A 24,044-nucleotide genomic window follows, 5' to 3' on the forward strand; every position below is an offset into this window, starting at 1 on the left:
CCACCATATTGCCAAACCGATGTTAGTGGTTAGGGCTTCTTCTTGTTATTGTGGTCGCAGAAGGACTCGAACCTTCATCAAACCTTGGAAAAAGACAGTGTAATTCATCTCTTTCCAAGGGTTTGCTCTACCTGTTGAGCTATACGACCTAAAATGCTATATTCCTTAGTTCGTAATCAGAAATATCTAAACCAAAGTCAACTTTACAATACATTTTGAATTTCGCTTTTTTTCTTTCTTCTTTAAAACCCTTTATACTTTTTTCATTTGCTTCCATAAATTTATCCAAAAAATATTTTATAAAAGTATTTAACCCTATTTTATTAATAAATTCATTATCAATTTTAAGGGCAATTTTTCTATAAATGTTTAGAAAGTCAAACAGTTCAAGTTTATCAAAGTCGTCCACATTTTTTCTTTTAAAGTCAACTTTGTACCTTTTATTTTTTAAACTCTCGTCCCAAAAATCATTAAGCTTAGTTCCGTGATTGTTTATAATATCAAGAAGCAAACCTTGAACTGAGATTGATCGGTGAGTAATTCTATTTCGCCTTAAACGTATGTAATCTAAAGTTGTAATCTCCAGAGGCTCAAATAAGTTTTCTACATTAATGTCTAATCGGTTTAAAAATTTATCAAATATTTTTTTGTCTTCTATATCTTCAGATTCCATTTTTTGTTGCAGATCTAAAATTTCAGGATTTAATTTTTGACCGAATTGATGAAGTCTAATTAAATAGTTTTCAAAATATCCATAAGCAAGTTGATAAATACTTTTTAAAATTAAATTTTGAGTTCCGTTGTGCGATTTGTCAAGATAATCAAGCGAGACATTAAATTGTTTACTGCTTAAGTTTTTACTAAAGATTTCAGTTGTTGACTTTTGAGAATGATTTTTTAAATTCTCTTTTTGGTCTATTATAAATTGTTCCCAAACAAAAATGTAATGAGAATAACAGTCATTAAGTTCTGATAAATTTTCTTCAAATATTTTTAATTGTTCTGTTCTCATTTTATTTGTGTGATGTCTTCTTTTAGCCTGACCGATAAATACATTATCCGTATGAAAAGTCATACAAAATAGATCAAATTTCGCCGTTTAAGTACCATAATAATGCTACATTATCTCTATGCTAAAATACCAAAAATTCCTCTTGAAAAATCAAAAGGAATTATATTATTAATTAAAAATCAGTATTTTAAGAAATCACGCCACTTCCCACCAACTCATCCTCCAGATACCAGGCAGCAAACTGTCCTTCTGCAATCGCAGATTGTGGGTTTTCAAACTCGATATAGAAACCTTCTTCAAATTGGTAAAGCGTCGCTTCTTCCAAAGTTTGTCGGTACCGGATTCTGGCTTTTACTTTCATCGATTCACCATTTTGCAAACGCAAATCTTCACGAACCCAATGAACTTCTGAGTTTTCTGTTTTTAAAGCGCGTCGGAAAAGTCCCGGGAAATTTCTTCCTTCTCCGACAAAAACGATATTTTTTTCAATATCTCTGGAAATCAAAAAGCAGGATTCTTTATGTCCGCCAATTCCCAAACCTTTACTTTGACCAACCGTAAAATAATGCGCACCCTGATGTTTGCCAATTACTTTTCCGTCCGATTTTTCGTATTTTATTTTCTGAGACAGAAATTCCAATTCTTCTAATTTTGAAGAAAACTGAGGTGTTTCTTGATGAAAACCGGGGAAATCTTTAAAAATCTCTACAATTTCACCTTCTTTTGGTTCCAACTGTTGTTGCAGAAAAGTTGGTAAACTCACTTTCCCGATGAAACATAAACCTTGCGAATCTTTTTTATCTGCCGTCACCAAACCCATTTCCCGGGCGATTTCCCGAACTTCAGGTTTCGTCAATGCTCCAATCGGAAACAAAGATTTCGACAACTGATCCTGATTCAACTGACACAAAAAATACGACTGATCTTTATTGTTATCTGCTCCCGCTAAAAGGTGGAAAATCTCTTTTCCATTTTCATCAAAAGTAGAGTTCACCTGTGCGTAATGTCCCGTTGCAACTTTCTCAGCACCAAGCGATAAGGCTGTTTTCATGAACACGTCAAACTTCACTTCACGGTTACACAAAACATCCGGATTCGGCGTTCGGCCTTTTTTATATTCCTCGAACATATAATCCACGATTTTCTCCTTGTACAGTTCGCTCATATCGATGACCTGATAAGGGATTCCGAGTTTTTGCGCCACCATCAAAGCATCATTACTGTCCTCAATCCAGGGACATTCATCCTCCAAAGTTACCGACGCATCATTCCAGTTTCGCATAAAAAGCGCCACCACTTCATGACCTTGTTTCTGCAGCAAATACGCTGCAACACTGGAATCTACACCTCCAGAAAGTCCTACTACAATTTTCATATGTTCATTTTATAAAGTCTTTCAAGGAGACTCTTTATTGAGGCTGCAAATTTACGACTTAATTAATGATTTTTAGGAGCTTCAAAATTGTTGCTTTGTTTGGCGACCCGTCCCGCTGTCCGCTAAATCTTTCTCTTTTCTGAGGAAAAGAGAAAGGATACCGCTGCCATCGGGGCTAGAGGGAAGATTCTTTCTTCTTTTCAAATATATTTCACGTCTAAAATATAGCAGATTTGAAATGATAGAAATTTTCGATTTCAAAAAAGGACCGCAATTAAATTGTGAAATTCGTGAATTCATCCGTGATTATTATTTTTAGTTTTAACCGCAAAAGAGGCAAAAGATCAATATTGAAAAGAAGTTTTTCAAAGGACTGCAAACAGTTGAAACAAATTCTTTCACAAACATTTTGCAATCTTTTGAATTCTTATGGAATGAAACTTTTGTTTATTCTTTTGCGGTAAAAAAAATTTAGTTTAGATTGATTAAGGAAATTTTCGATTTCAAAAAAAGACTTAATTTTACATTTCAATCTTTAAAAGCAGCAGCGATGAAAAAACGACTTCTCCTTTTCATAATTTCTATTGGCTTTTCGGTAAGCGCCCAAATCGGAACCTCTAAAAATTTAGGCAGTGCTGATTCCAACTGGACTTTCGGTGGTTCTGCCGGATTAGGTGGAAGTTTTGGCAACAATAATGGTGGAACATCGATTTACGTTTCTCCCAGAATTGGCTACAAACTGACCGAGAATTTCGAAGCCGGAATCGTTTCCGATCTGACGTGGACGAACGCAAAATATTATTCCAGCAATACGATTGGAGTCGGGCCTTTTGTTAATTATTATATCGCCAGAAACTTTTATCTAAGCGGAATGTTTCAGGAATATTTCTTTAATCAAAAAGATAAAATCAATAACTTAAAATACTCGGGTGATGAAGCTGCACTTTACTTTGGTGGCGGTTATATGCAGAGAATTGGCGAGCGTGCTTATATGCAGATCGGCGGAATGTATAATGTTTTGTATAAACAAGATAAATCGGTTTTCGGTAGTGGATTTGTACCAAGTGTCGGCGTTGTGTTTGGACTTTAGTTTTATTAACCACAAAGTCACAAAGCTTAATAATTTTCTGGCTTTATAAAAGAGCATGAAGAGAATGTGCAATAGTTGACGACAATCTTAATATTCTTAATCACTTCATATCAACTTAATGTTGAAAAAACTTTTTTAATCTCCGATATTTTCAATTACCAGTTAAGCCTAAAACAGCAAAGTAAAAAGTCCAGTGAAATCATTCACTGGACTTTTTTTGATACTTAAAATTCGAAACGAAATGGTTCAACTTATTCTGGTCTGCAACCCGGCCTGAACGGAAATCCTTTTTTTAGCGGTGGCCTTTGGCGTTGGCAAAAAAGATTGGGAGTGGAGGACGGATTAAGTTGCCCAAATTAAAATATATTTCGTTATTCAATTATTTCTTCAAAGTTTTAATGCCCATTTCATAAAGTCCAAAACTTAAGATATCAGCGTTTTCGCCAATCACCTGTTCCGTACTTCTACCTGCGCCGTGACCTGCATTGGTTTCAATTCTTACCAAAACCGGGTTTGCACATGATTGCTTTTCCTGCAATTCCGCACCGAATTTAAACGAGTGCGCCGGAACAACTCTGTCGTCGTGATCACTGGTAATAATCATGGTCGAAGGATAGCAAACTCCTTTTTTCACGTTATGGACCGGTGAATAAGATTTTAGATAATCGAACATTTCTTTGTTGTCTTCTGCAGTTCCGTAATCGTAACTCCAACCTGCACCAGCAGTGAATTTGTTATAACGCAACATATCCAAAACACCAACTCCCGGGAAAGCAACTTTCGCCAAATCAGGTCTCATGGTCATGGTTGCTCCAACTAAAAGTCCACCGTTTGAACGGCCGGAAAGCGCCATGTATTCTTTGGAAGTATATCCTTTATTCTGTAAATATTCTCCAGCTGCGATGAAATCTTCAAACACATTTTTCTTCTGCATTTTGGTTCCGGCATCATGCCATTTCTTTCCGTATTCACCACCACCACGAATATTTGGTACGGCGTAAATTCCACCATTTTCCATCCAGATCGCATTGACTACTGAGAAAGCAGGCTGCAAACTGATGTTGAATCCACCGTAGGAATAAAGAATCGTTGGGTTTTTTCCGTCCAGTTTCAATCCTTTTTTATAGTTGATCATCATCGGGATTTTCGTTCCATCTTTCGAAGTATAGAAAACCTGTTCTGAAACGTAATCTGCAGGATTAAATTTCACGTTTGGTTTTTGATAAACTTCAGATTTTCCGGTATCTGCGTTGTATTTATAAATAGTCGGAGGAGTGATGTAATTGGTGAAAGAAAAATACAATTCTTTCTCTTTTTCTTTTCCGCCAAAACCGCCTGCAGTACCAATTCCAGGTAAATCTATGGTGCGGATTAATTTTCCGTTATAATCAAACTGCTTCACCGAAGTTACCGCATCTTTCATATATTTTGCGAATAAATAGCCGCCGCCCGTTGAAACACTTAATACATTTTCTGTCTGAGGAATCACATCGGTCCAAACATCTGGCTGGTTAATGTTGAATTTCACCAAACGCATATTCGGTGCATCTTTATCGGTTATTGCATAAATGAAATCGCCTTTGGAATCAACAACATTGGTGTTCACATCATATCCTTTTTGAATCGGAATGAAATCGGTTTTGTTTTTTAAATCTTTAATATAAAGTTCGTTGCCGTTGGTTGCTTCAGAAGCACTTAAAATTTCATATCGTTCATCATCAGAAACGCCAACGCTCATATAACGTCTTTTGAATTGATCGCCACCAATAATGAGTTTGTCAGCACTTTGCTTGGTTCCTAATTTGTGGAAATAGACTTTGTGAGTATCTGTTTTTGCAGAAAGTTCACTTCCTTTTGGTTTGTCATAACTTGAATAAAAGAAACCTTCATCACCTAACCAAGAGGCTCCGGAAAACTTAACATCAACAATTGTTTCATCAATCTTTTCTTTAGTTAAAGCGTTGATAATGATTATTTTATTCCAGTCACTTCCACCTTCGGAAATTGAGTAAGCAACTAAGTTTCCTTTTTTATTAAATGAAACTCCTGCTAAAGAAGTCGTTCCTTTTTCTGAGAATTTATTGGGATCAAGAAAAACTTCGGTCTTCCCGTTTTTATCGGTTCTGTATAAAACAGATTGCGCCTGAAGTCCGTCATTTTTATAGAAATAAGTAAAATCTCCTTCTTTAAATGGCGCACCGATTTTCTCGTAATTCCAAATATCTTTTAACTCAGCACGAATCTCTTCACGGAAAGGAATTTTCGCCAAATAATCATTGGTAAAAGCAACTTCTCTTTGAACCCAATCTTTGGTGTCTTCGGCACGGTCATCTTCTAACCAGCGGTAAGGGTCCTGTACTTTGGTCCCAAAATACTCGTCGGTATGTTCCACTTTTTTGGTTTCGGGATAATTCAAATTTTTGGTCATTTTTTGCGGAGCGCAAGATGCAAGCATTAATCCGGCTGCACCAAGAGCAAATGTTTTAACATTCATAAATTGAGGATTTCCCTCAAAAGTAAGATTTTTTAGTGGAAGAAAAAAAGAAGAAATAGGAGAGGAAGAAGTTCTGAGAGCTATTTTTTACCAATCAAAAAATTATTAAATTTATAGTGAATGTTAATAATTGTTAATGGATCTGCTGTGAATTTTAACAAACTTTAAAACAATTGATTGCTTGTAAGGAATACAATTTGCTTAATTTTAGAATTATAAATTTAAGATATGAGAAAAGAAACAGGAATTATATTAGCAGGAAGTGTAGGCGTAATTATCGGCCTCACTTTATTTGGTGTCAGAAAATTTTTAGTAAAGAAGAGAAAAGCATATGATGATTATTATGCTGATTTCCATCGACATTTTGAAAGGAAACATAAAGACGACACCAATGAAGGAGTTGAGTTTTTAGCTGTTCGTTAAAATTTATTTTAAGCATAAAAAGTTCTGTTTTCAATGAAAGCAGAACTTTTTTATGCGCAATTTTGAAGTGCTTTTCAAAATATTTCTTTTCACTTTGGTAGAAAAAACTACTGAACCTGATAATTTGCCGTCCTAATTTCTTTAAAAATAAAGTTTTTAGTTACTTTTACTCAAATTTTTAATTCATGGTTTTAAGCAGGATTTGGAGCGCCTTTATTATTGTCGCCATTATTGTCGGAAGCATCAAATATATGTTTTCGGATTCCTACAAAGCGATTTATAATGACATGGTCGTTGGTAAAAGTGGCGATACCGTTCAGATTGCAACTCAAAATATCAATGAACTAAATCCCGAAATTAAAAGCGCTTTATTATTAAAACCGGATTTCGAACAGCACCGTATTCATTATAAAACCGATTCTGCAAAATCTCAAGTTACCGTTTACAGAGTTCAGGCAACTGACGGCGTTATTGGAACTTCCGAAACTGCTGTGAAAATTTGTTTGGGCTTAATAGGAATTATGACGCTCTTTATGGGCTTTATGAGTATCGCCGAAAAGGCTGGTGGAATTAATTTGTTGTCCAGAATGATTCAACCTTTTTTCTCGAAATTATTCCCGGAGATCCCCAAAAATCATCCGTCTTTTGGACATATGTTATTGAACTTTTCCGCCAATCTTTTGGGACTGGATAATGCCGCAACGCCATTTGGTTTAAAGGCGATGGAAAGTTTGCAAACCTTAAATCCTGATAAAGAGAATGCGAGTAATTCACAAATTATGTTTCTGTGTCTGCATGCTGGCGGACTGACTTTAATTCCGGTTTCGATTATTGCAATTCGCGCATCGATGGGTTCTCATACGCCGACCGATATTTTTCTGCCGTGTATGATTGCTACTTTCGCCGCAACTCTTGCCGCGATGATTGTGGTTTCTCTTTATCAAAAAATTAATTTATTGCAACCTGTCGTAATCGCTTACGTTGGTGGAATTTCTGCCATTATCGGTTTACTCGTTGTTTATTTAGTGAGTTTAAGCAAAGAAGGTCTGGATAATTTCAGCATGTTATTGAGCAACGGAATTATTCTATTGATTTTCTTCGCCATTGTTTTAGGGGCGCTTTATAAAAAAATCAATGTGTTCGATGCTTTTATCGATGGAGCAAAAGAAGGGTTCTGGACCTGTGTGAAAATTATTCCTTATTTAGTCGGAATGTTGATCGCCATTTCTCTATTAAGAACTTCCGGGGTTTTCGATGTTTTGATTGACGGGATGAAATGGGTCGCACAAGTTGTTGGATTTGATACCAGATTTGTTGATGGTTTGCCAACGGCTTTAATCAAACCACTTTCTGGTTCTGGCGCACGAGGAATGATGGTTGACACCATGCAGACTTTTGGAGCAGACAGTTTCCAGGGAAGATTAGCCGCGGTTTTACAGGGAAGTTCTGATACTACTTTCTACGTCATTGCCATATATTTCGGAGCAGTTGGAATTAAAAATACAAGATATACTGTGACAGCAATGCTTTTGGCAGATTTGGTTGGAGTGATTACTTCGGTGATTTTGGCGTATATTTTCTTTGCTTAAACGGGTGCATGATTCATGATGCAAGCAGTTGTGATGAAACCACCAATCATATATTAAAGATTACTCGTCTATATCCTGATATTACAGAGTTTAATGAGATACTTGAAAAATATAAACTTTTAGGAGGGAAACTCCATAATTATATAGAATACGTCAAAAATAATTGGCGCATTTAACCTGAAACCATGCAACCTGAAACTTGCACCAAAATAAATAAATATGATTCACGACAAAGATTACATTATCAGAATAGTAAAACAGTTTTCAGAATTTCTGTCTAAAATGATTTTAGGCGGAGAAAGCGGTGGCGACGAAATAGAACTTCAACGGGTTTTCGATACCAATATGAATGATACGTTTAAAATGAATTTTGAGACCTTGTCTGCAATGCCAACCGAGGAAATAGTTCAATTGATCAATGACAAAGAAAAAAGTCATCATATTCCGTACTTTGAATTGTTGGGGAATTTGTTCTACTTTAAAAATAAAGAAAACCCTAATCCTGATTTTGCCGCAAAAGCCAAAGTGTTCTACGAGCATTATTTACAAACAAGCGGTATTTTTTCAATGCCGATTGTGAGTCGGATTAATGAATTAAAGCAGATGTAAAAACTTTATCTGATGGAAAAAAAATTACTCAAGACTTATTGTGTTTTGACCATTTTGTTTGCGCTTTTTATCAATGCACAGAACATCACAGTTGTTGATACTAATAGCAAACCATTAGCAAATGTTCTGGTTTTTGATAAAGATGGAAATCTTTTGAGTAAGACTGATATTGAAGGGAATTTTGATAAAAAAAGCATTGAGCCATTACAGAGTTCATATATTTTCAAGCAGGAAAACGCTAATGAAGATGCCATTAATTCTAAAGAATTTACAAACGATACGATTGTTCTCAATAACCGTGTTGTTCAAATACCAGAAGTTATTATCAGTACGATTTCTAATCCAAATTATGTGGTAATTCGTGGTTATTTTAATAATTATATTACCCTGAATAATAAATTAAATTGCTACGTTGATGGGATTGTAGAATACACTTTTGACTACAAAACTAAAGAATATATTAACAGCAATATCATAGAATACAGGACTTTTGTTTTAAAAGAAAAAAGCAACGAAGGAAAGGAAGTTTCTACATTTTCATTTGACACGATGGTTCGAATTCCGGAGTTAGAAAAAATCACTCAATTGGATAAATTAAAGGACAAAAAAGACGTCGTTTTTAAAACTTATATTGATGTAGAAAACGATAAAACCAATGTACAATATACCTCTTTAAGGCTTCAAGACAAAGTTGTAAAACTTTTCGGATACTTATTTACAGAAGGTTCTTCGGTTTCAATGTTTTCATTTTCAAAAACTAAAAATTATGATTTGATTAGAAATTTAGATTATTTCAATCATACTTATCAAATCAATTTAAAACATAAAACAGAAGAAAACTATAATGCGTTTAAAGGTTATTCTAATTTTTATCCTGAAAAAGTATATTATTTAAAGGATAAAAAGAAGAACGATAAAATTAAATTGAATAGAAATAAAAGCAGTTATAGCGATAACTATTGGAAAAATTCTGTTCTGGAATCCACTTACAATACTTTTTCTAATTTCTTTAAAACTGATTTGGTTGAACAGCCGAATTCATTTAAAAGTAAATAGACGAATTGTAATTGAATGGAAAATAAGATTAAAAATTGAATGAAAGAATTACGTTTACTACTCTCTGAAAAAAAGGAAACTCTTCAAAAATCACAAAAAAAGCTAACCATTTTAGGTTGGGTTCGAGTTATTGTATTCCTTGCTATTACTTACTTTTTTTTACAATATTTCATCTTTGAAAATGGTTTGAAAAGTCACTTGTATTTAGCGATTTTTTCCACTGTTGTCTTTTTCCTTTTAGGATATTTTCTTTTAAATGTAAAACAGGAATTACAGTTTTATAAAAATTATCTCCATATCGGTGAGGAAATTATCAACAAAACAGAATTCGAAACGGGTTTAGATTTTGAGGAAAATATTGATCAACATCCTTTTGCAAAAGATCTGGATATTCTGGGCAAAAACTCGCTTTTCAGTTATTTAAATTACGGTGAAACCAGTTTAGGTAAAAATAAACTCCGGGATTTTCTTTTAGATTTAAGTGTAAAAAAAGAGGAAATACTTCTGCGTCAAAAATCGATCTCAGAATTGTCTGAAAAAACGGCGTGGAATATTCATTTTCTGACTTTGGCAAAGTCGATGGAAATCAAAGGAGAAATTTCACATCCAAACAAATCAAATTCAGTTTTTAAAAATGCTGTTCTGGCGAAAATGGCCACAGTTGTGGTTTCTGTCTTGACTTTAGCCACTTTGTTATTGGCCATATTTGCACCGATATCGGGAGCATTAATTGGCTTACTATTCGTTGGAATATTAATCGTTTCCAGAATTGTCTTGTATGTTTATCGGCGGGAAATGCAGGAATTAGGAGAATTGATTTCCTTTGATTCGAATCAATATGAGCAGTTCTTGAATGTTTTTTCTCATATCGAAAAAGAAAATTTTACGGAAAAATTAAATCAGTCTCTTCAAAATAAACTAAAATCAGGAAAAAGCAAATCTTCTCGCAAAGAAATAGAAAAGTTGGCTCGTTTGCTTCGTAATTATGAAAGCGGACAAAGTAATATTGGCGTAATCCTGAATAACTTTTTCTTGTGGAATCTTAATTTTACGCTTAAAATTGAAAAGCAATTTAACTCTATTGATGAGGATTTACCGCAATGGTTTGAGGCTTTTGCAGAATTTGAAGCATTAATTTCATTAGGGATTTTTAAATTTAAAAATCCAGATTATATTTTGCCCAAGATTAATGAAGATGGTGTTAAAATTAAAACAGAAGAACTCGTTCATCCTTTATTGTTTCAAACGGAAGTCGTTTCTAACAATTTCACCATTGATCAGCAGACCGAAATTTCAATTATTACCGGCGCAAATATGACCGGGAAAAGTACCTTTCTCCGAACGGTAGGAATCAATTTGGTTTTGGCAATGACGGGCTGTCCGGTTGCGGCAAAAGAATTCAGTTTTATTCCGATGAAACTTTTTACCTCCATGAGCACGAGTGATTCTCTCAGCGACGGAACTTCTTATTTTAATGCTGAAATTCTTCGCCTTCGAAAATTAGTTGAAAATTTAGAAAAAGGCGAACCTCAATTTATTATTTTAGATGAAATTTTAAAAGGAACTAATTCTCAGGATAAACTCACAGGTTCTGAATTATTCTTAGAGAAATTAATGAAAAGTAAAGTGCGATTCTCTTGTCTCATTGCAACACATGATTTAGATCTAACAAAAATTGAAGAAAAATTTCCTTTAAAAATTAAAAATTATTGTTTTGAACTTCAAAACATTGATGGCGAACTGGAGACGGATTATAAACTTCAAAATGGCGTCACCAAAAGTATGAATGCGATTTATTTGATGAGAAAGTTTAAAATAATTGATTAAGTTTTTGAATAATTTCAAGTTTAAGGTTGCAAAAATAATCAAAGAAACTTCTCTTTAGAACTAATTGTCGGTTCATTTTATATCTGAATATTGAAAATCTCAACTATTTTACTCAATAATTGTAACAAATCATCAAAAAGTCCGTCTTATTCTTTAAAATTATCAATGAAGAAATCTGCTGTTTTTTTTCTGAGTTTGCTTTCGACTTTTATGTTTTCACAGAAAGTATGGACGCTCGAAGAATGTGTGAATTACGCTGTAGAAAACAATCTACAAGTTATTCAGAATTCATATAATAAAAAGCTGCAGGATTATACACTCTCGATTGCAAAGAGACAATATCTTCCTTCAGTTTCAGGGAATATTAATAATACAGCCAGTTTTGGACAAACACAATATGTAAATACCAGTGTTAGAAATGATAATTTCAGTAACAGCTCAAATGTTGGTGCAAATGTTTTGGTTTATAATAATGGCAGATTAGAAAAAAGTATACGAAAAACCGAGTTTGATGTAGCAGCAAGTGAGTTTGATGTAGAACAAATAAAAAACGATATTTCGCTGCAAATTGCACAACAATATCTTTCGATTTTATTAAACCGAGAAATCACTAAAATTTCGGAAAGTGCTTTGGATAATGCAGACAAACTGTACAAAAGAGCCAAAATTACTACTGAAGTTGGAACTACAGCACAAACTGTTTTAGCTGAAGCAGAAGCTGCTTTGGCAAGAGAGAAACAAAATGTAAAAACTGCGCAAATCAATACCGAAAGAAGTCTATTTGCATTGGCGATGTTATTGCAACTTCCTGAATATAAAAGCTTTGATGTTCAAAATGTAGATATTCAAGATCAAATTGCTGCCCCATTATTCTCGGCCGATCAAGTTATTGACAAGGCATTTGAAAATCAACCACAAATAAAAGCTGCAGAAACAAGAATTAAATCTGCAGAAGCTCAAACTGAAATTACTAAAACAGCTTTCTGGCCTACAATTTCTGCAAATGTTGGGGTTGGTAGTTTTTATAATAATTTACTAAGTACTAATATTGTCGGTTTCGATCCTGTTACTCAGACTGCGATAAAAGAAAGTAGTTTCTTCGACCAATATAAAAATAATTTTGGGCAACAAGTTGGTTTGTCAGCCAGCATTCCTATTTTCAACAAAGGAATTACAAGATTAAACGTTGAGCAGTCGAAGATTAATGAAAATATCGCGAAAACTACTTTGCTGTTGCAAAAACAAACAGTTTTACAAAACGTACAAAAGGCTCAGTTTGATGCAGAAAGCAATTACGAATCTTATAACGCAGCTTCACAAGCCGAGAAAAGTTCGAAACTAGCGCTGGATTTTGCGGAGAAAAGTTATAATGCCGGGAAAACGACTATTTACGATTTAAACACCGCCAGAAATAATTACGCCAACGCTCAAGGAAGTGTGGCACAAGCGAAATACAATTATGTTTTCAGTTTGAAATTATTGAATTTCTATGCGGGAATTCCCTTATCTTTATAAAAATTTTGGAAGAAATTCGCCATCTTTAAAAATGGTGGTCAAGAGAATTTCTTAGTCTTAAATGTTAGATTAAAAAATGTCGATTTCCCTGTTAGAAAAATATTTACCGAACCACTGTTTGCCTTATCTAAAGACATGGTTTGGCGATTATCCTATTCATATAAAAATCACGAGAGGAAGGAATTCCAAACTCGGTGATTATCGGAAAATGCCGGACAAATCACATCAGATTACCATTAATTCTACCTTACAACCACCACTTTTCTTTTTCGTTCTTACCCATGAATTAGCGCATTTAATTGCATTCGAAAAATACGGACATCGGATTTCGCCACATGGTATAGAATGGAAAAACACTTTCAGAATAATGCTTTTAGAAAGCTTTTCTGTGTATGATGATGATTTAAAACCAATCATTTTAAAATTTTCAAAATCTCCGAAAGCTAATTTTATGTCGAGTCCAGATTTGGTAAGATACTTCCACATTGAGGATTGTGAAGATGAAAGTTCCTACATTGAAGATTTAGAAATTAAGGATCAATTCATTTACAGAAAGCAGATTTATATCATTGACGAAAAACGTAAAAAAAACTATCTTTGTACACAACTCGATACCGATAAAAAATATATTTTTAAACCGCTAGCTCGAGTAGAAAAATTAAGTTAAATATGTCACTATCAAATAATTACTGTGTTATCATGGCGGGAGGAATCGGAAGTCGATTCTGGCCAATGAGCACTCAAAAATACCCAAAACAATTTCAAGATATTTTAGGAACTGGCCGAACGATGATTCAGCAGACCTACGATAGAATTCGGAAAATAATACCGGCAGAAAACATCTATGTTATTACCAATAAGGAGTATATTTCCCTTACTGAAGAGCAACTTCCGGAAATAAACCCCGAGAATATTGTTGGTGAACCGATGATGAAAAACACGGCGGCGTGTAATATTTATATGGCGAAAAAAATCGCTGATAAAAATGCTAATGCCAACATCATTGTGCTTCCGGCAGATCATTTAATTTTAAAAGAAGAAACCTTTCTGAAGAAAGCAGAACTTGCTTTTAATTTGGCTGAGAAAAATGATTATCTGATTACTTTGGGAATTACGCCAACTCGTCCGGATACTGGTTACGGCTATATTCAGTTTGTGGAGAAAGATGATTCTGAATACTTTAAAGTGAAAACTTTTACCGAAAAACCGGATTTAGAAATTGCTCAAACATTCTTGGATAGCGGAGATTTCTTGTGGAATGCCGGAATTTTTGTTTGGAGTGTAAAATCTATTCTTTCTGCTTTTGAAGGTTATTTACCAGAAATGTCACAGAATTTTGAAAGCTGTGAATACAATTCAAGTTCCGAAGAGCGCTGTATTGACTTAATTTATCCTAAAGTAAATAAGATTTCGATTGATAACGGGATTTTAGAAAAAGCGAAAAATGTTTACGTTATTCCGGCAGATTTGGGTTGGAGCGATCTAGGAACGTGGACTTCCATTTATGAAAATGCCGAAAAGGGGGAAAATCAAAACTCGGTGAATACGAAACATATTGTTACTTATAATTCAAAAGGTAATTTAATTAAATTGAAAAACGAAAATAAAGCAGTGGTAATCGATGGTTTAGAAAATTATATCATAGTTGATACTGAGAAAGCGCTTTTAATTTGTCCAAGAGCAAACGATCAACTCATAAAAGATTATGTACAGGATTTGAAAACTTTGAAAAAAGGAGAAAAATTTCTGTAAAAACAGAATTAAATAAAATAGGAAATCCTTTCATTAATTTGAAAGGATTTTTTTATTTTTAAAATTAAATTAAATCGATTATCTTCTGTATATCAAGCTCTTCTAAGCATGCCCAGTCTCCACGATAACATTCTTTATCACCAAAAACAGAACAAGGTCTGCAGGTTAAATCTTTGACTTGAACGATATCATTTTCACTTTGTCCATAACCTAAAAAACCAGCATAAGGATGCGTAGATCCCCAAATGGAAATACAGCGAGTTCCCATCAAACTAGCCAAATGCATGTTGGCAGAATCCATAGAAATCATCACTTCAAGTTCTGAAATCTTTTGTAATTCTTGTTTTAGATTGAGTTTGCCTGCTAAGTTTTCGGTATTTGGAATTTGCTGTTGCCAATCATTAAGTAAGGTAACTTCATTTTTTCCTCCACCAAAAAAATAGATTTTATGGTTTTGAGCTAATATTTTTGCAACTTCAAAGGTTTTTTCTAAAGGAAGCATTTTTCCTTTATGTTGGGCAAAAGGTGCGATTCCAATTCCTTTTTTTAATGAAATGTTTTGTGGATATTGATGAGAAAGTTCGAGTTTGAAATTCATCGCACGAAATACATCGGCATAACGCTCTGTATTTGGCTTTAATTTTTTCTTATCTAAATTCCAAACATCGGTAAGCTGTTCTTTTTCCTCTTTCCCTTTTTTGATTTTGTAGACTTTAAAACCGTTTTTAATAAAGAATAAATCGAGGGTTTTGGTTCGGATAACATCATGTAAATCAGCAATATAGTTAGGTTTAAATTCTTTTAACAAAGATTTGCCTAATTTCCTTAGACCGAAAATCCCTTTATAATCGTCAAAATCAATTCCTCTAAAAGTAAGATTTGGTATTCCTTCAAATAAATCTTTGAAATTATCACGAGAAACCATTACAACTTCTACATCAGGGTTTTGCTGAAGAAACTCGGTAATAACAGGAACAGTCATTGCGACGTCTCCAAAAGCTGAAAAACGATATGCTAATATTTTGATCACGCTTTTAATTGAAATGCTACGGCGTAAAATTTAATTTGTTTGGTCATCGCCATTAAGCCGTTGGCTCTGGACGGAGAAAGGAATTCTTGTAAGCCAATTTCTTCAATGAATTTAAAATCTGAATCCAGAATTTCTTGTGTAGAATGACCGCTGTAAATGGAAACTAAAAGCGAGATGATTCCTTTTGGTAAGATGCCATCAGAATCAGCATTAAAGTAAAGTTTACCATCTTTATATTCAGCGTCAATCCATACTTTTGACTGGCAACCTTTGATAAGATTATCATCGGTTTTTTTGTCATCAGATATTCCCTTCAGTTCTTTTCCAAGGTCGATAATGTATTCATATTTCTGTTCCCAATCTTCCATAAAGGCAAATGCTTCTACGGTTTCCTGTTGTTTTTCTTTGATGGTCATTGCTCAATTCAATTTGTGCAAAGATAAGAAATTAGGTCTTAGAAATTTTCCGCCTTTACCTTTTTAAACAACTGAAGTAATTTTGGCTCTTCCTTCTCCCAGCAGAGTTCTGTGGCTGCTTTATTTAAATAGTCTTCGTAAAATAGTTTTCCATTTTTAAGGACAATATTTATTTTTTCGGCCAGTTGAGAATGATTACTAATTTTCTCTCCAGTTTGAAATCGGTCAATAACCTTTCTCATTTCTGGAAAATCTGAAACAATAACAGGAATTCTGGCTTGGATGTAATCGGAAACTTTATTCGGCATTGAGTAATAATAACTGAGACCATTATTTTCTTCGATACTTAATCCGCAATCTGCTTTTTTGGTGATTTCGCGTAAGTCTTTTGGTAATAATTTCCCTAGAAATTTCACTTTATTTTCTAAACCTAAAGTCTTCGTTAAGTCTTCGTATTCTAATTTTTTCGGTCCGTCACCTGCAATCCAAAGTTCAGCATTTTCAATCGCTAACATGGCTGGAATAATTTTATCTAAACCACGAGAAGGATTAATTACGCCTTGGTACAATATGATTTTTGGAAGATTGCTTTCAAAATAGTTCTGAAGATTTTCAATTTTAACTGGAAAATTCTGAACGGTAACAGGTCTTTCGATTGCATATGTTTTTGCAAACCAATCTGCGTAGCTTTCGCTTGCAGTCATCATGTATTTAATTTTTGGAACAACACTTTTTTCCAACCTTCGCCAAATTTTTTGTGTAAATCGTCCTTGAAGAGCAGGCATTTCAGTAAAAATTTCGTGGCTGTCAAAAACCAATGGAATGCCAAGTTTTTTTGAAACCAGATAATTGGGTAATAGAGAATCTAAATCATTGGAGAGTAGAATAGAATTTTTGTCGGCTTTCTTTATAAGTTCTTTATATAATTTCCATTGAAATTCAATATAACCATACCGCAGGATTTTCGATTTTAAAATAATTCTGGAGAATGGATAGGTTCTCTCCATTTTGGGTAAACCTCCCCAGTTATTTCCAATAAGGTCTATTTTAAAACCGTCTCCAGCTAAAGATTTGCAGACCTTTTCTACGCGTTGGTCTGTATATAAATTATTGAAAACACTTACGATTACTTTCACCGCAGAAAATTACGTTTTTTTGATGAGATGATAAACCTGAATAAAACAGAGAATACCATTAGGAATAATAATTGGCCAAAGATAGTTACTGAAAATCCCATAGATTACAAATAAAGCACAACCGATGAAGTTGATAATCCTAATTTTCCTTATGTCTTTTAATGCAAAACTTAAAACGATAAAGAAAGATGCAGCATAACCAATATAGTTGGTGATTACAGGATCCATGATGTGATTTTTAGAAAATAAATGTAATCATTTTCAATGAGATAAGAAAATATTTACTGCCATATAGTCCTGAATTGATTTTGGTAAAGAATTTGTAACTTTCATAAAGAATTTAGAGATTTTTATCTATCTTTAATAAACAGACGAGAAACAACAATATGGATAGTCAATTTTCAAACGGTTTGGACTTAGTTTTCAAACACAGTAAAGACGAAGCAAGACGCTTGCACAGCGAGTTTCTAAATACAGAACATTTCCTTTTGGGAATGATTAAAACAGACAACTCTGCCAAGGAGATCATGCATAATTTGGGAGCCGATTTAACCCAAATCAAAAGAAAAATCGAGACGATGTCAGTAGCTAGTTTAAATCCATTTTCTGTAGAAAGTGAAAAGATATCTTTTACTAAAATGGCTGACCAAGCTATCAAAAGATCTGAATTAGAATGCAGACAATATCAAAGTTCAGAAGTTAATACCGTTCATTTATTGCTAGGTATTCTCTATAAATCAGAAGATCCTACAACCAGTATTTTGAGTTCGTACGATATCGATTATGAAAGAGTGACCAAGGAATATCAAACGATGTTAAAAAACTCAGGACAAAATCCAAAAATGAGTGCCTATGACGATGATGAAGAGCGTGAGGATTTTGGACAAATGAGAAAGCCAACTGGAAATATTGGTACTGGTAAAAGCAAAACGCCGACTTTAGATAATTTTGGACGTGATTTAACGACACTTGCTCGTGAAGGAAAACTGGATCCAGTTATCGGTCGTGAAAAAGAAATCGAAAGAGTTTCGCAAATTTTATCGAGAAGAAAAAAGAACAATCCTCTTTTGATTGGTGAGCCAGGTGTTGGTAAATCAGCGATTGCAGAAGGTTTGGCTTTAAGAATTCAACAGAAAAAAGTATCTCGTGTTCTTTACGGAAAACGAGTGATTACTTTGGATCTTGCGAGTTTAGTTGCTGGCACAAAATACCGTGGTCAGTTCGAAGAGCGAATGAAAGCCATCATGACAGAACTGGAGAAAAACCGAGATGTGATTTTGTTCATTGATGAATTGCATACCATTGTTGGAGCAGGAAGTTCGACTGGTAGTTTGGACGCCTCAAATATGTTTAAACCAGCTTTAGCTAGAGGTGAAATTCAATGTATTGGTGCAACGACCCTTGACGAATACAGACAGTATATCGAGAAAGATGGAGCGTTAGAAAGACGTTTCCAAAAGGTAATGGTAGAGCCAACAACTGTTGAAGAAACCGTGCAGATTTTAAATCAAATTAAAGACAAGTACGAAGATCACCACAATGTGACTTATACGGATGAGGCGATTTTGGCTTGTGTAAATTTAACAGCAAGATATATCACCGACCGATTCTTACCAGACAAAGCTATTGATGCGATGGATGAAGCGGGTTCAAGAGTGTATATTAAAAATATGAAAGTTCCGACGGAGATCATCGAGCATGAAAAAAGCATCGAAGAAATTAAGGAACTGAAACAGGCCGCAGTTAAAAAGCAAGATTATCTTGAAGCCCGTAAATTAAAAGATGAGGAAGAGCGCTTGCAAATGGAATTAAATGCAGCGCAGGAGCAATGGGACAAAGATGTTAAAGAGAAAAAAGAAATCGTAAGCGAAGAAAGTGTAGCCGAAGTAGTTTCGATGATGAGCGGAATTCCAGTTACCAAAGTAGGTAAAAATGAGCTCGACAAACTGGCTCAAATGGAAACCTTGCTTAACGGAAAAGTAATTGGACAGGCAGATGCCGTTAAAAAAGTGGTGAAAGCCATCCAAAGAAACAGAGCAGGATTGAAAGATCCGAACCGTCCAATTGGAACATTTATTTTCTTAGGAACAACAGGTGTTGGTAAAACAGAATTGGCAAAAGTAATGGCTCGTGAACTTTTTGACTCAGACGAAGCTTTGATCAGAATCGACATGAGTGAGTACATGGAAAAATTCGCAGTTTCCCGATTAGTAGGGGCGCCTCCGGGATATGTGGGTTATGAAGAAGGTGGTCAATTGACCGAAGCGGTTCGTAGAAAACCTTATGCAGTAGTGCTTTTAGATGAAATTGAAAAAGCGCATCCAGATGTGTTTAATATTTTATTACAAATTTTAGATGAAGGTTTTGTAACTGATTCTTTAGGTCGTAAAATCGATTTTAGAAATACGATCATTATTTTAACTTCCAATATTGGAACGAGAGATTTAAAAGATTTCGGTGATGGAGTAGGATTCGGCACTAATGCGAAGAAATCGAATACGGATGCGAGAGCAAGAAGTACGATTGAAAATGCTTTGAAGAAAGCTTTTGCACCGGAATTCCTGAACAGAATTGATGATATAGTAATCTTTAATAATTTAGAAAAAGAAGATATTTCTAAAATCATCGATTTGGAATTAGCGAAATTATACAGCCGTCTGGAAAAATTAAACTACAAAGTTGAACTAACTGACGATGCGAAAGAATTCATCGCTGAAAAAGGTTGGGACAAAGATTTCGGAGCGAGACCTCTGAAACGTGCGATCCAAAAATACATTGAAGATTTATTGGCAGAAATGTTAGTAAACAAAGTATTGACCGAAGGTGGAACGGTAGTGTTAAAACTAAATGAAGCCAAAGACGGTTTAGAAGGAGAACCTGTTAAAAAGAAAGCAAGTATAAAATAAGCTTTCGAAAAGACTTATAAAAAATCCGTCTCGTCATTATTTGACGAGACGGATTTTTGTTTTATTTAAAGAAGATTAAGCTTACTTAATTTCAATACAACCAACTCTACCACCAGCATTCCCAGTTGGTTGAGTGTGAAAATCATCTTCAGCAGCGTGAATGATAATTGATTTTCCGATGATGTTTTTGGTGTCATCTTTACATCCCAAACACCAGTTATCAGTTTTGAAAACCAATTTCGCTGTTCCGTCTTTGTCAGCAACTAAATTTCCGATATCACCCATGTGAAATTCGCCATGTTCCCATTTTCCGTGTTTCTCTGCAGTCGGATTCCAGTGTCCACCGGCAGAACTTCCGTCAGCCGCCGAACAATCTCCTTTTTCGTGGATATGAATTGCATGAATTCCAGGCGTCAGTTTGTAAACATTTAAATCCATTTCAACTTCCCCACCTTTTTGGGAGAATTTTGCGGTTCCCTGGGTTTCGGTTCCGCTTTTGGAATTGATGACATAAGATTTTGTTGTTGTGCATGATACGGCAAAAAGTGCGCTGCATACCAACATCGAAAGTGTAGCGATTTTCATAATATTATTTTTAGATTAATGTAATTTTCAATGGTTTTGAATAAAGAAAGTAGGCGATAAGTTACCATTCGGTTTACAAATTTAACCATTCAGTCGATTAAATTTTCAGCAAATCCCGTTCCGTAATACATTTGTAGTATAAACTTATAACCATGCAAACATTCATCATTACTAAAGTATTACTTCTTGTATTTTTTCTGATGGGAATTTTTTCCAGTGCTCAGATCACTGTTTCGGGAAAAGTGAGTTTTAAAAATAAAGGAGTAAAAGATATTTCGGTTACTTTAAAAGACACTTACGACGGAGCAACAACCGATGTAAATGGAAATTATTCTTTTGAAACCTCTGAAAAAGGCAAGCAGATTTTGGTGTTTTCAAATTCGAAATTTGTGGAAGTTGAGAAAACGATTATGATAGGAAATGACAATCTTACTGTAAATTCTGATTTGAAAGAACAGATCTCCGAAATCGATGCGGTGGTTATTTCTGCCGGTTCCATTGAAGCGAGTGATAAAAAAAGAGCAACTACGCTTTTAACGCCGATTGATATTTATACAACTGCCGGAGCAAATGGACAGATTTCCTCTGCTTTGGAAACGCTTCCCGGAGTTCAGAAAATCGGCGAAACTGAAGGTTTATTTGTTCGCGGTGGAACTGGAGAAGAGACTAAATTCTTCATGGATGGAAATTTAGTCAACAATTTTTTCGGAAATTCTATTCCGGGAATAAAGTCGATGGATCGGTTAAATACTTCTTTATTTAAAGGAAATGTATTTTCAAGTGGCGGATATTCTGCAGCTTATGGACAAGCTTTATCTTCGGTTTTGGTTTTAGAAAGCATCGATTTTCCCGAAAGGAATTCTGTAGATTTAGGAATGTCACCATTATTTATTACCGGAGGTTTTCAAAATGTCAATGAAGAGAAAACCAGATCATTCGGAATTTTTGGATCTTATTCGAATCTAGGTTTGATGACGAAATTAATTAAATTTAATAATGATTTTACCAAAGCTCCGGAAAGTTTCGGAACAAACTTTAACTTCAGAATTAAAAATAACAAAGGCGGAATCCTGAAATATTACGGCAGTTTTGATACCAATAAAATTGCACTACAATCAGAAAGTTTAGAACCGAATATCGATTTTGACAATACTTCTTTAAAAGGAAAAAACACCTTTCATAACTTATCGTTTAGGCAGAAATTTGGCGAATATCTTTTGAATTTAGGAAGTTCGTATACGTTTAATTCTAATTTTATCGACCTTTCTAATACTTTTCAAAACTCAGATATTAATCCAAATTCGATTGAGATTAAAGGGAATTATTTCAATGCTAAAGGAACCTTAGAAAGAAAAATTAATAGAATTTCGGCAATCAGAGCTGGAATTGAATTTAATCAAGCTAAAGAAAAAACCGATGTTGCGCTTTCACCGTCTCCTTTCGTTTCAAATGATCAGATTACCTCACTTTTCGCGGAAACTGATCTAGGATTCAGCAATAATCTATCCGCCAAAGTTGGATTAAGATCTGAATATTCTTCTAAAATTAATCGATGGAATCTCGCACCAAGATTAGCAATGGCTTATCGGATTTCAAAAAACTGGACCACATCTTTGGCGTACGGAATTTTCTATCAAAACCCGGAACAGAAGTATTTCGGCAGCAATCCCTTGAATTATCAAAAAGCTGAACATTACATTTTGCAAGTTCAAAAATCAGAAGAAGGAAGAAGTTTTCGTCTCGAAGCTTTTTATAAAAATTATTCCGATTTAATTAAAACTAAAGTTTTAGATTATCGTCCGGTTGCCATTAATAATAACGGAGATGGTTTTGCAAAAGGCTTTGAAGTTTTCTGGCGAGATAAAAAGTCGATCAAAAATATTGATTATTGGGTTTCCTATTCTTATTTAGATTCCAAACGTGATTTTCAGAATTATGACCAAAGTTTATTCCCAAGTTTTGCTGCAAAACACACGCTTTCTGTCGTTGCTAAAAAATTTGTAACCGATTGGAAAACCGGATTTAATCTTTCTTATACTTACGCTTCCGGGAGACCGTTTTATAATTTTCAAACGGATAACAACGGTGATTATCATTTGAATAATCAAGGGAAATTGAAAGATTTTAATGCGCTTAATTTTAGTTTAAATTATCTTCCAAATCTGGGTAAAAAAGAGGCTAAAGCATTTACCATACTCGTTTTATCGGTCAATAATATTTTAGGACAAAAGAATATTTATGGTTATCAATTTTCTAATGATGGTTTACGAAGCCGACCTGTTTTACCTTCTGCGAGTACTTTTGTTTTTATTGGTTGCTTCATCAATTTTGGTATTGACAGAACGCAGGATGCTATTAATAATAATCTTTAATACGGTTCAGAAAATAGAATTGACCTTTCAGTAACAAAAAATTTCAAAGAGTATTTTCCTGAATTACCTTTGACCTATCAAAACAGAATAAAATTAAAAATTGACACCATGAAAAAATTATTTTTAACAATGCTTCTACTGATTTCAGCAAGCATTTTCGCCCAAACTACTTTTGAAAAAGTAATGACTGAAAAAATCGCAAAACTGGAACAGTCAAAAACGTCGGAAGATTTTACCGCGTTGTCGAATGATTTTGTAAGAATCGGAGATAAAGAAAAAACACAATGGCTTCCTTACTATTACGCAGCTCAGGCGTCGATTGAAAAAGGCAGAAATTTAATGCGTACGGGAAAACTTGATCAACTGGATGCTATTGCAAATGAAGCGCAAACTTCCTTAGATAAAGCTTCTGCCTTAATTAAAGACACTGCCGAAATCTTGATTTTACAGAAAATGATTCATAATTTGAAAATGATGGTTGACCCTCAATCCAGATTTATGAGTGAAGGAATGTTGGGCGCGGACGCCCTTTCAAAAGCGGAAAAATTAGATCCTGAAAATCCAAGAATTACTTTACTCAAAGCGGAAGACACTTATTATACGCCGGAACAATTTGGCGGTAGTAAAACAAAAGGATTAGAATTATTTCAAAAATCAGAAGATCAGTTTAAAGTTTATCAACCGAAAACTTCATTAGATCCAAATTGGGGAAAAGGAGAAGCTGATTATTTCTTAACCAATAAACCGTAATTATACGATATTCACAATAAAACCTCTGGAATTTCTGGAGGTTATTTTCATTTGTAGCAAGAAATAAATCACTATTTTTACCAGTTGAAAAAATGAGAATGTATTCC

The 24,044-nt window shown here is 34.3% G+C and carries 20 protein-coding genes and 1 tRNA gene; 12 read left to right on the forward strand and 9 right to left on the reverse strand.

The window, feature by feature from the left end:
• Window positions 1-51: 51 nt before the first annotated feature.
• The 3 genes from Q73A0000_RS12685 to mnmA all read right to left on the reverse strand — a co-directional run bounded on the left by Q73A0000_RS12685 (window position 52) and on the right by mnmA (window position 2,387).
• Window positions 52-149, reverse strand: a tRNA-OTHER gene (locus Q73A0000_RS12685).
• Window positions 149-1,075, reverse strand: coding sequence for a hypothetical protein (locus Q73A0000_RS12690; protein WP_208458781.1), 927 nt, complete (start codon window positions 1,073-1,075; stop codon window positions 149-151). The genes Q73A0000_RS12685 and Q73A0000_RS12690 overlap by 1 nt, the downstream gene beginning before the upstream one ends.
• A gap of 124 nt (window positions 1,076-1,199) precedes the next feature.
• Complete coding sequence (gene mnmA, locus Q73A0000_RS12695; protein WP_193811299.1) at window positions 1,200-2,387, reverse strand: tRNA 2-thiouridine(34) synthase MnmA; 1,188 nt, start codon at window positions 2,385-2,387, stop codon at window positions 1,200-1,202.
• A gap of 550 nt (window positions 2,388-2,937) precedes the next feature.
• Between mnmA and Q73A0000_RS12700 the strand changes: the two genes are divergently transcribed.
• Window positions 2,938-3,477 carry a hypothetical protein gene (locus Q73A0000_RS12700; protein WP_193811300.1) on the forward strand — a complete coding sequence of 180 codons (540 nt, stop codon included), beginning with the start codon at window positions 2,938-2,940 and terminating at the stop codon, window positions 3,475-3,477.
• A 379-nt stretch (window positions 3,478-3,856) separates the two neighbouring features.
• Here Q73A0000_RS12700 and Q73A0000_RS12705 read toward each other — a convergent pair whose 3' ends face one another.
• Window positions 3,857-5,971: a prolyl oligopeptidase family serine peptidase gene (locus Q73A0000_RS12705; RefSeq protein WP_193811301.1), complete on the reverse strand. Its 2,115-nt coding sequence runs from the start codon at window positions 5,969-5,971 to the stop codon at window positions 3,857-3,859.
• Between the two features lie 228 nt (window positions 5,972-6,199).
• On the opposite strand from Q73A0000_RS12705, the gene Q73A0000_RS12710 reads away from it, so the two are divergent.
• The 8 genes from Q73A0000_RS12710 (at window position 6,200) to Q73A0000_RS12745 (ending at window position 14,742) form a co-directional block, all read left to right on the forward strand.
• Entirely contained in the window at window positions 6,200-6,394 is a 195-nt protein-coding gene (locus tag Q73A0000_RS12710; RefSeq protein WP_193811302.1) for a hypothetical protein, read from the forward strand.
• 185 nt (window positions 6,395-6,579) lie between these two features.
• On the forward strand, window positions 6,580-7,983 hold the full coding sequence (locus Q73A0000_RS12715) for a nucleoside recognition domain-containing protein (protein WP_193811303.1): 1,404 nt from the start codon (window positions 6,580-6,582) through the stop codon (window positions 7,981-7,983).
• 219 nt (window positions 7,984-8,202) lie between these two features.
• Window positions 8,203-8,592, forward strand: a complete 390-nt coding sequence (locus Q73A0000_RS12720) for a hypothetical protein (protein WP_193811304.1) — start codon at window positions 8,203-8,205, stop codon at window positions 8,590-8,592.
• 12 nt (window positions 8,593-8,604) lie between these two features.
• The gene (locus Q73A0000_RS12725; RefSeq protein WP_193811305.1) at window positions 8,605-9,648 is read left to right on the forward strand and encodes a hypothetical protein; all 1,044 of its coding nucleotides are present in this window, start codon (window positions 8,605-8,607) and stop codon (window positions 9,646-9,648) included.
• 39 nt (window positions 9,649-9,687) lie between these two features.
• Complete coding sequence (locus Q73A0000_RS12730; protein ID WP_193811306.1) at window positions 9,688-11,475, forward strand: MutS-related protein; 1,788 nt, start codon at window positions 9,688-9,690, stop codon at window positions 11,473-11,475.
• Window positions 11,476-11,640: 165 nt separating this feature from the next.
• Window positions 11,641-12,990: a TolC family protein gene (locus Q73A0000_RS12735; RefSeq protein ID WP_193811307.1), complete on the forward strand. Its 1,350-nt coding sequence runs from the start codon at window positions 11,641-11,643 to the stop codon at window positions 12,988-12,990.
• Between the two features lie 76 nt (window positions 12,991-13,066).
• Window positions 13,067-13,657 carry a transcription elongation protein SprT gene (locus tag Q73A0000_RS12740; RefSeq protein WP_193811308.1) on the forward strand — a complete coding sequence of 197 codons (591 nt, stop codon included), beginning with the start codon at window positions 13,067-13,069 and terminating at the stop codon, window positions 13,655-13,657.
• Between the two features lie 2 nt (window positions 13,658-13,659).
• Window positions 13,660-14,742 carry a mannose-1-phosphate guanylyltransferase gene (locus Q73A0000_RS12745; RefSeq protein WP_244140743.1) on the forward strand — a complete coding sequence of 361 codons (1,083 nt, stop codon included), beginning with the start codon at window positions 13,660-13,662 and terminating at the stop codon, window positions 14,740-14,742.
• Between the two features lie 64 nt (window positions 14,743-14,806).
• Here the strand turns inward: Q73A0000_RS12745 and Q73A0000_RS12750 are convergent, their stop codons facing one another.
• From Q73A0000_RS12750 to Q73A0000_RS12765, 4 genes are read right to left on the reverse strand one after another with little or no spacing between them, the layout of a single operon-like run.
• Window positions 14,807-15,769, reverse strand: a complete 963-nt coding sequence (locus Q73A0000_RS12750; RefSeq protein ID WP_193813727.1) for a glycosyltransferase family 9 protein — start codon at window positions 15,767-15,769, stop codon at window positions 14,807-14,809.
• Window positions 15,769-16,188 (reverse strand): SufE family protein, encoded by a 420-nt coding sequence (locus tag Q73A0000_RS12755; protein ID WP_193811309.1) that lies wholly within the window; start codon window positions 16,186-16,188, stop codon window positions 15,769-15,771. The genes Q73A0000_RS12750 and Q73A0000_RS12755 overlap by 1 nt, the downstream gene beginning before the upstream one ends.
• Window positions 16,189-16,226: 38 nt before the next feature.
• Window positions 16,227-17,324: a glycosyltransferase gene (locus Q73A0000_RS12760; protein ID WP_193811310.1), complete on the reverse strand. Its 1,098-nt coding sequence runs from the start codon at window positions 17,322-17,324 to the stop codon at window positions 16,227-16,229.
• A 9-nt stretch (window positions 17,325-17,333) separates the two neighbouring features.
• Window positions 17,334-17,552: a uroporphyrinogen decarboxylase gene (locus Q73A0000_RS12765; protein ID WP_193811311.1), complete on the reverse strand. Its 219-nt coding sequence runs from the start codon at window positions 17,550-17,552 to the stop codon at window positions 17,334-17,336.
• Between the two features lie 158 nt (window positions 17,553-17,710).
• Between Q73A0000_RS12765 and Q73A0000_RS12770 the strand changes: the two genes are divergently transcribed.
• Entirely contained in the window at window positions 17,711-20,230 is a 2,520-nt protein-coding gene (locus Q73A0000_RS12770; protein WP_193811312.1) for an ATP-dependent Clp protease ATP-binding subunit, read from the forward strand.
• Window positions 20,231-20,311: 81 nt separating this feature from the next.
• Here Q73A0000_RS12770 and Q73A0000_RS12775 read toward each other — a convergent pair whose 3' ends face one another.
• Window positions 20,312-20,815 (reverse strand): superoxide dismutase family protein, encoded by a 504-nt coding sequence (locus tag Q73A0000_RS12775; RefSeq protein WP_193811313.1) that lies wholly within the window; start codon window positions 20,813-20,815, stop codon window positions 20,312-20,314.
• 152 nt (window positions 20,816-20,967) lie between these two features.
• Between Q73A0000_RS12775 and Q73A0000_RS12780 the strand changes: the two genes are divergently transcribed.
• Both Q73A0000_RS12780 and Q73A0000_RS12785 read left to right on the forward strand, forming a co-directional pair.
• On the forward strand, window positions 20,968-23,187 hold the full coding sequence (locus Q73A0000_RS12780; RefSeq protein ID WP_193811314.1) for a TonB-dependent receptor: 2,220 nt from the start codon (window positions 20,968-20,970) through the stop codon (window positions 23,185-23,187).
• A gap of 108 nt (window positions 23,188-23,295) precedes the next feature.
• The gene (locus Q73A0000_RS12785; RefSeq protein ID WP_193811315.1) at window positions 23,296-23,937 is read left to right on the forward strand and encodes a hypothetical protein; all 642 of its coding nucleotides are present in this window, start codon (window positions 23,296-23,298) and stop codon (window positions 23,935-23,937) included.
• Window positions 23,938-24,044: the final 107 nt, after the last annotated feature.

The organism is Kaistella flava (ex Peng et al. 2021), from assembly GCF_015191005.1.
Lineage (GTDB): Bacteria > Bacteroidota > Bacteroidia > Flavobacteriales > Weeksellaceae > Kaistella > Kaistella flava.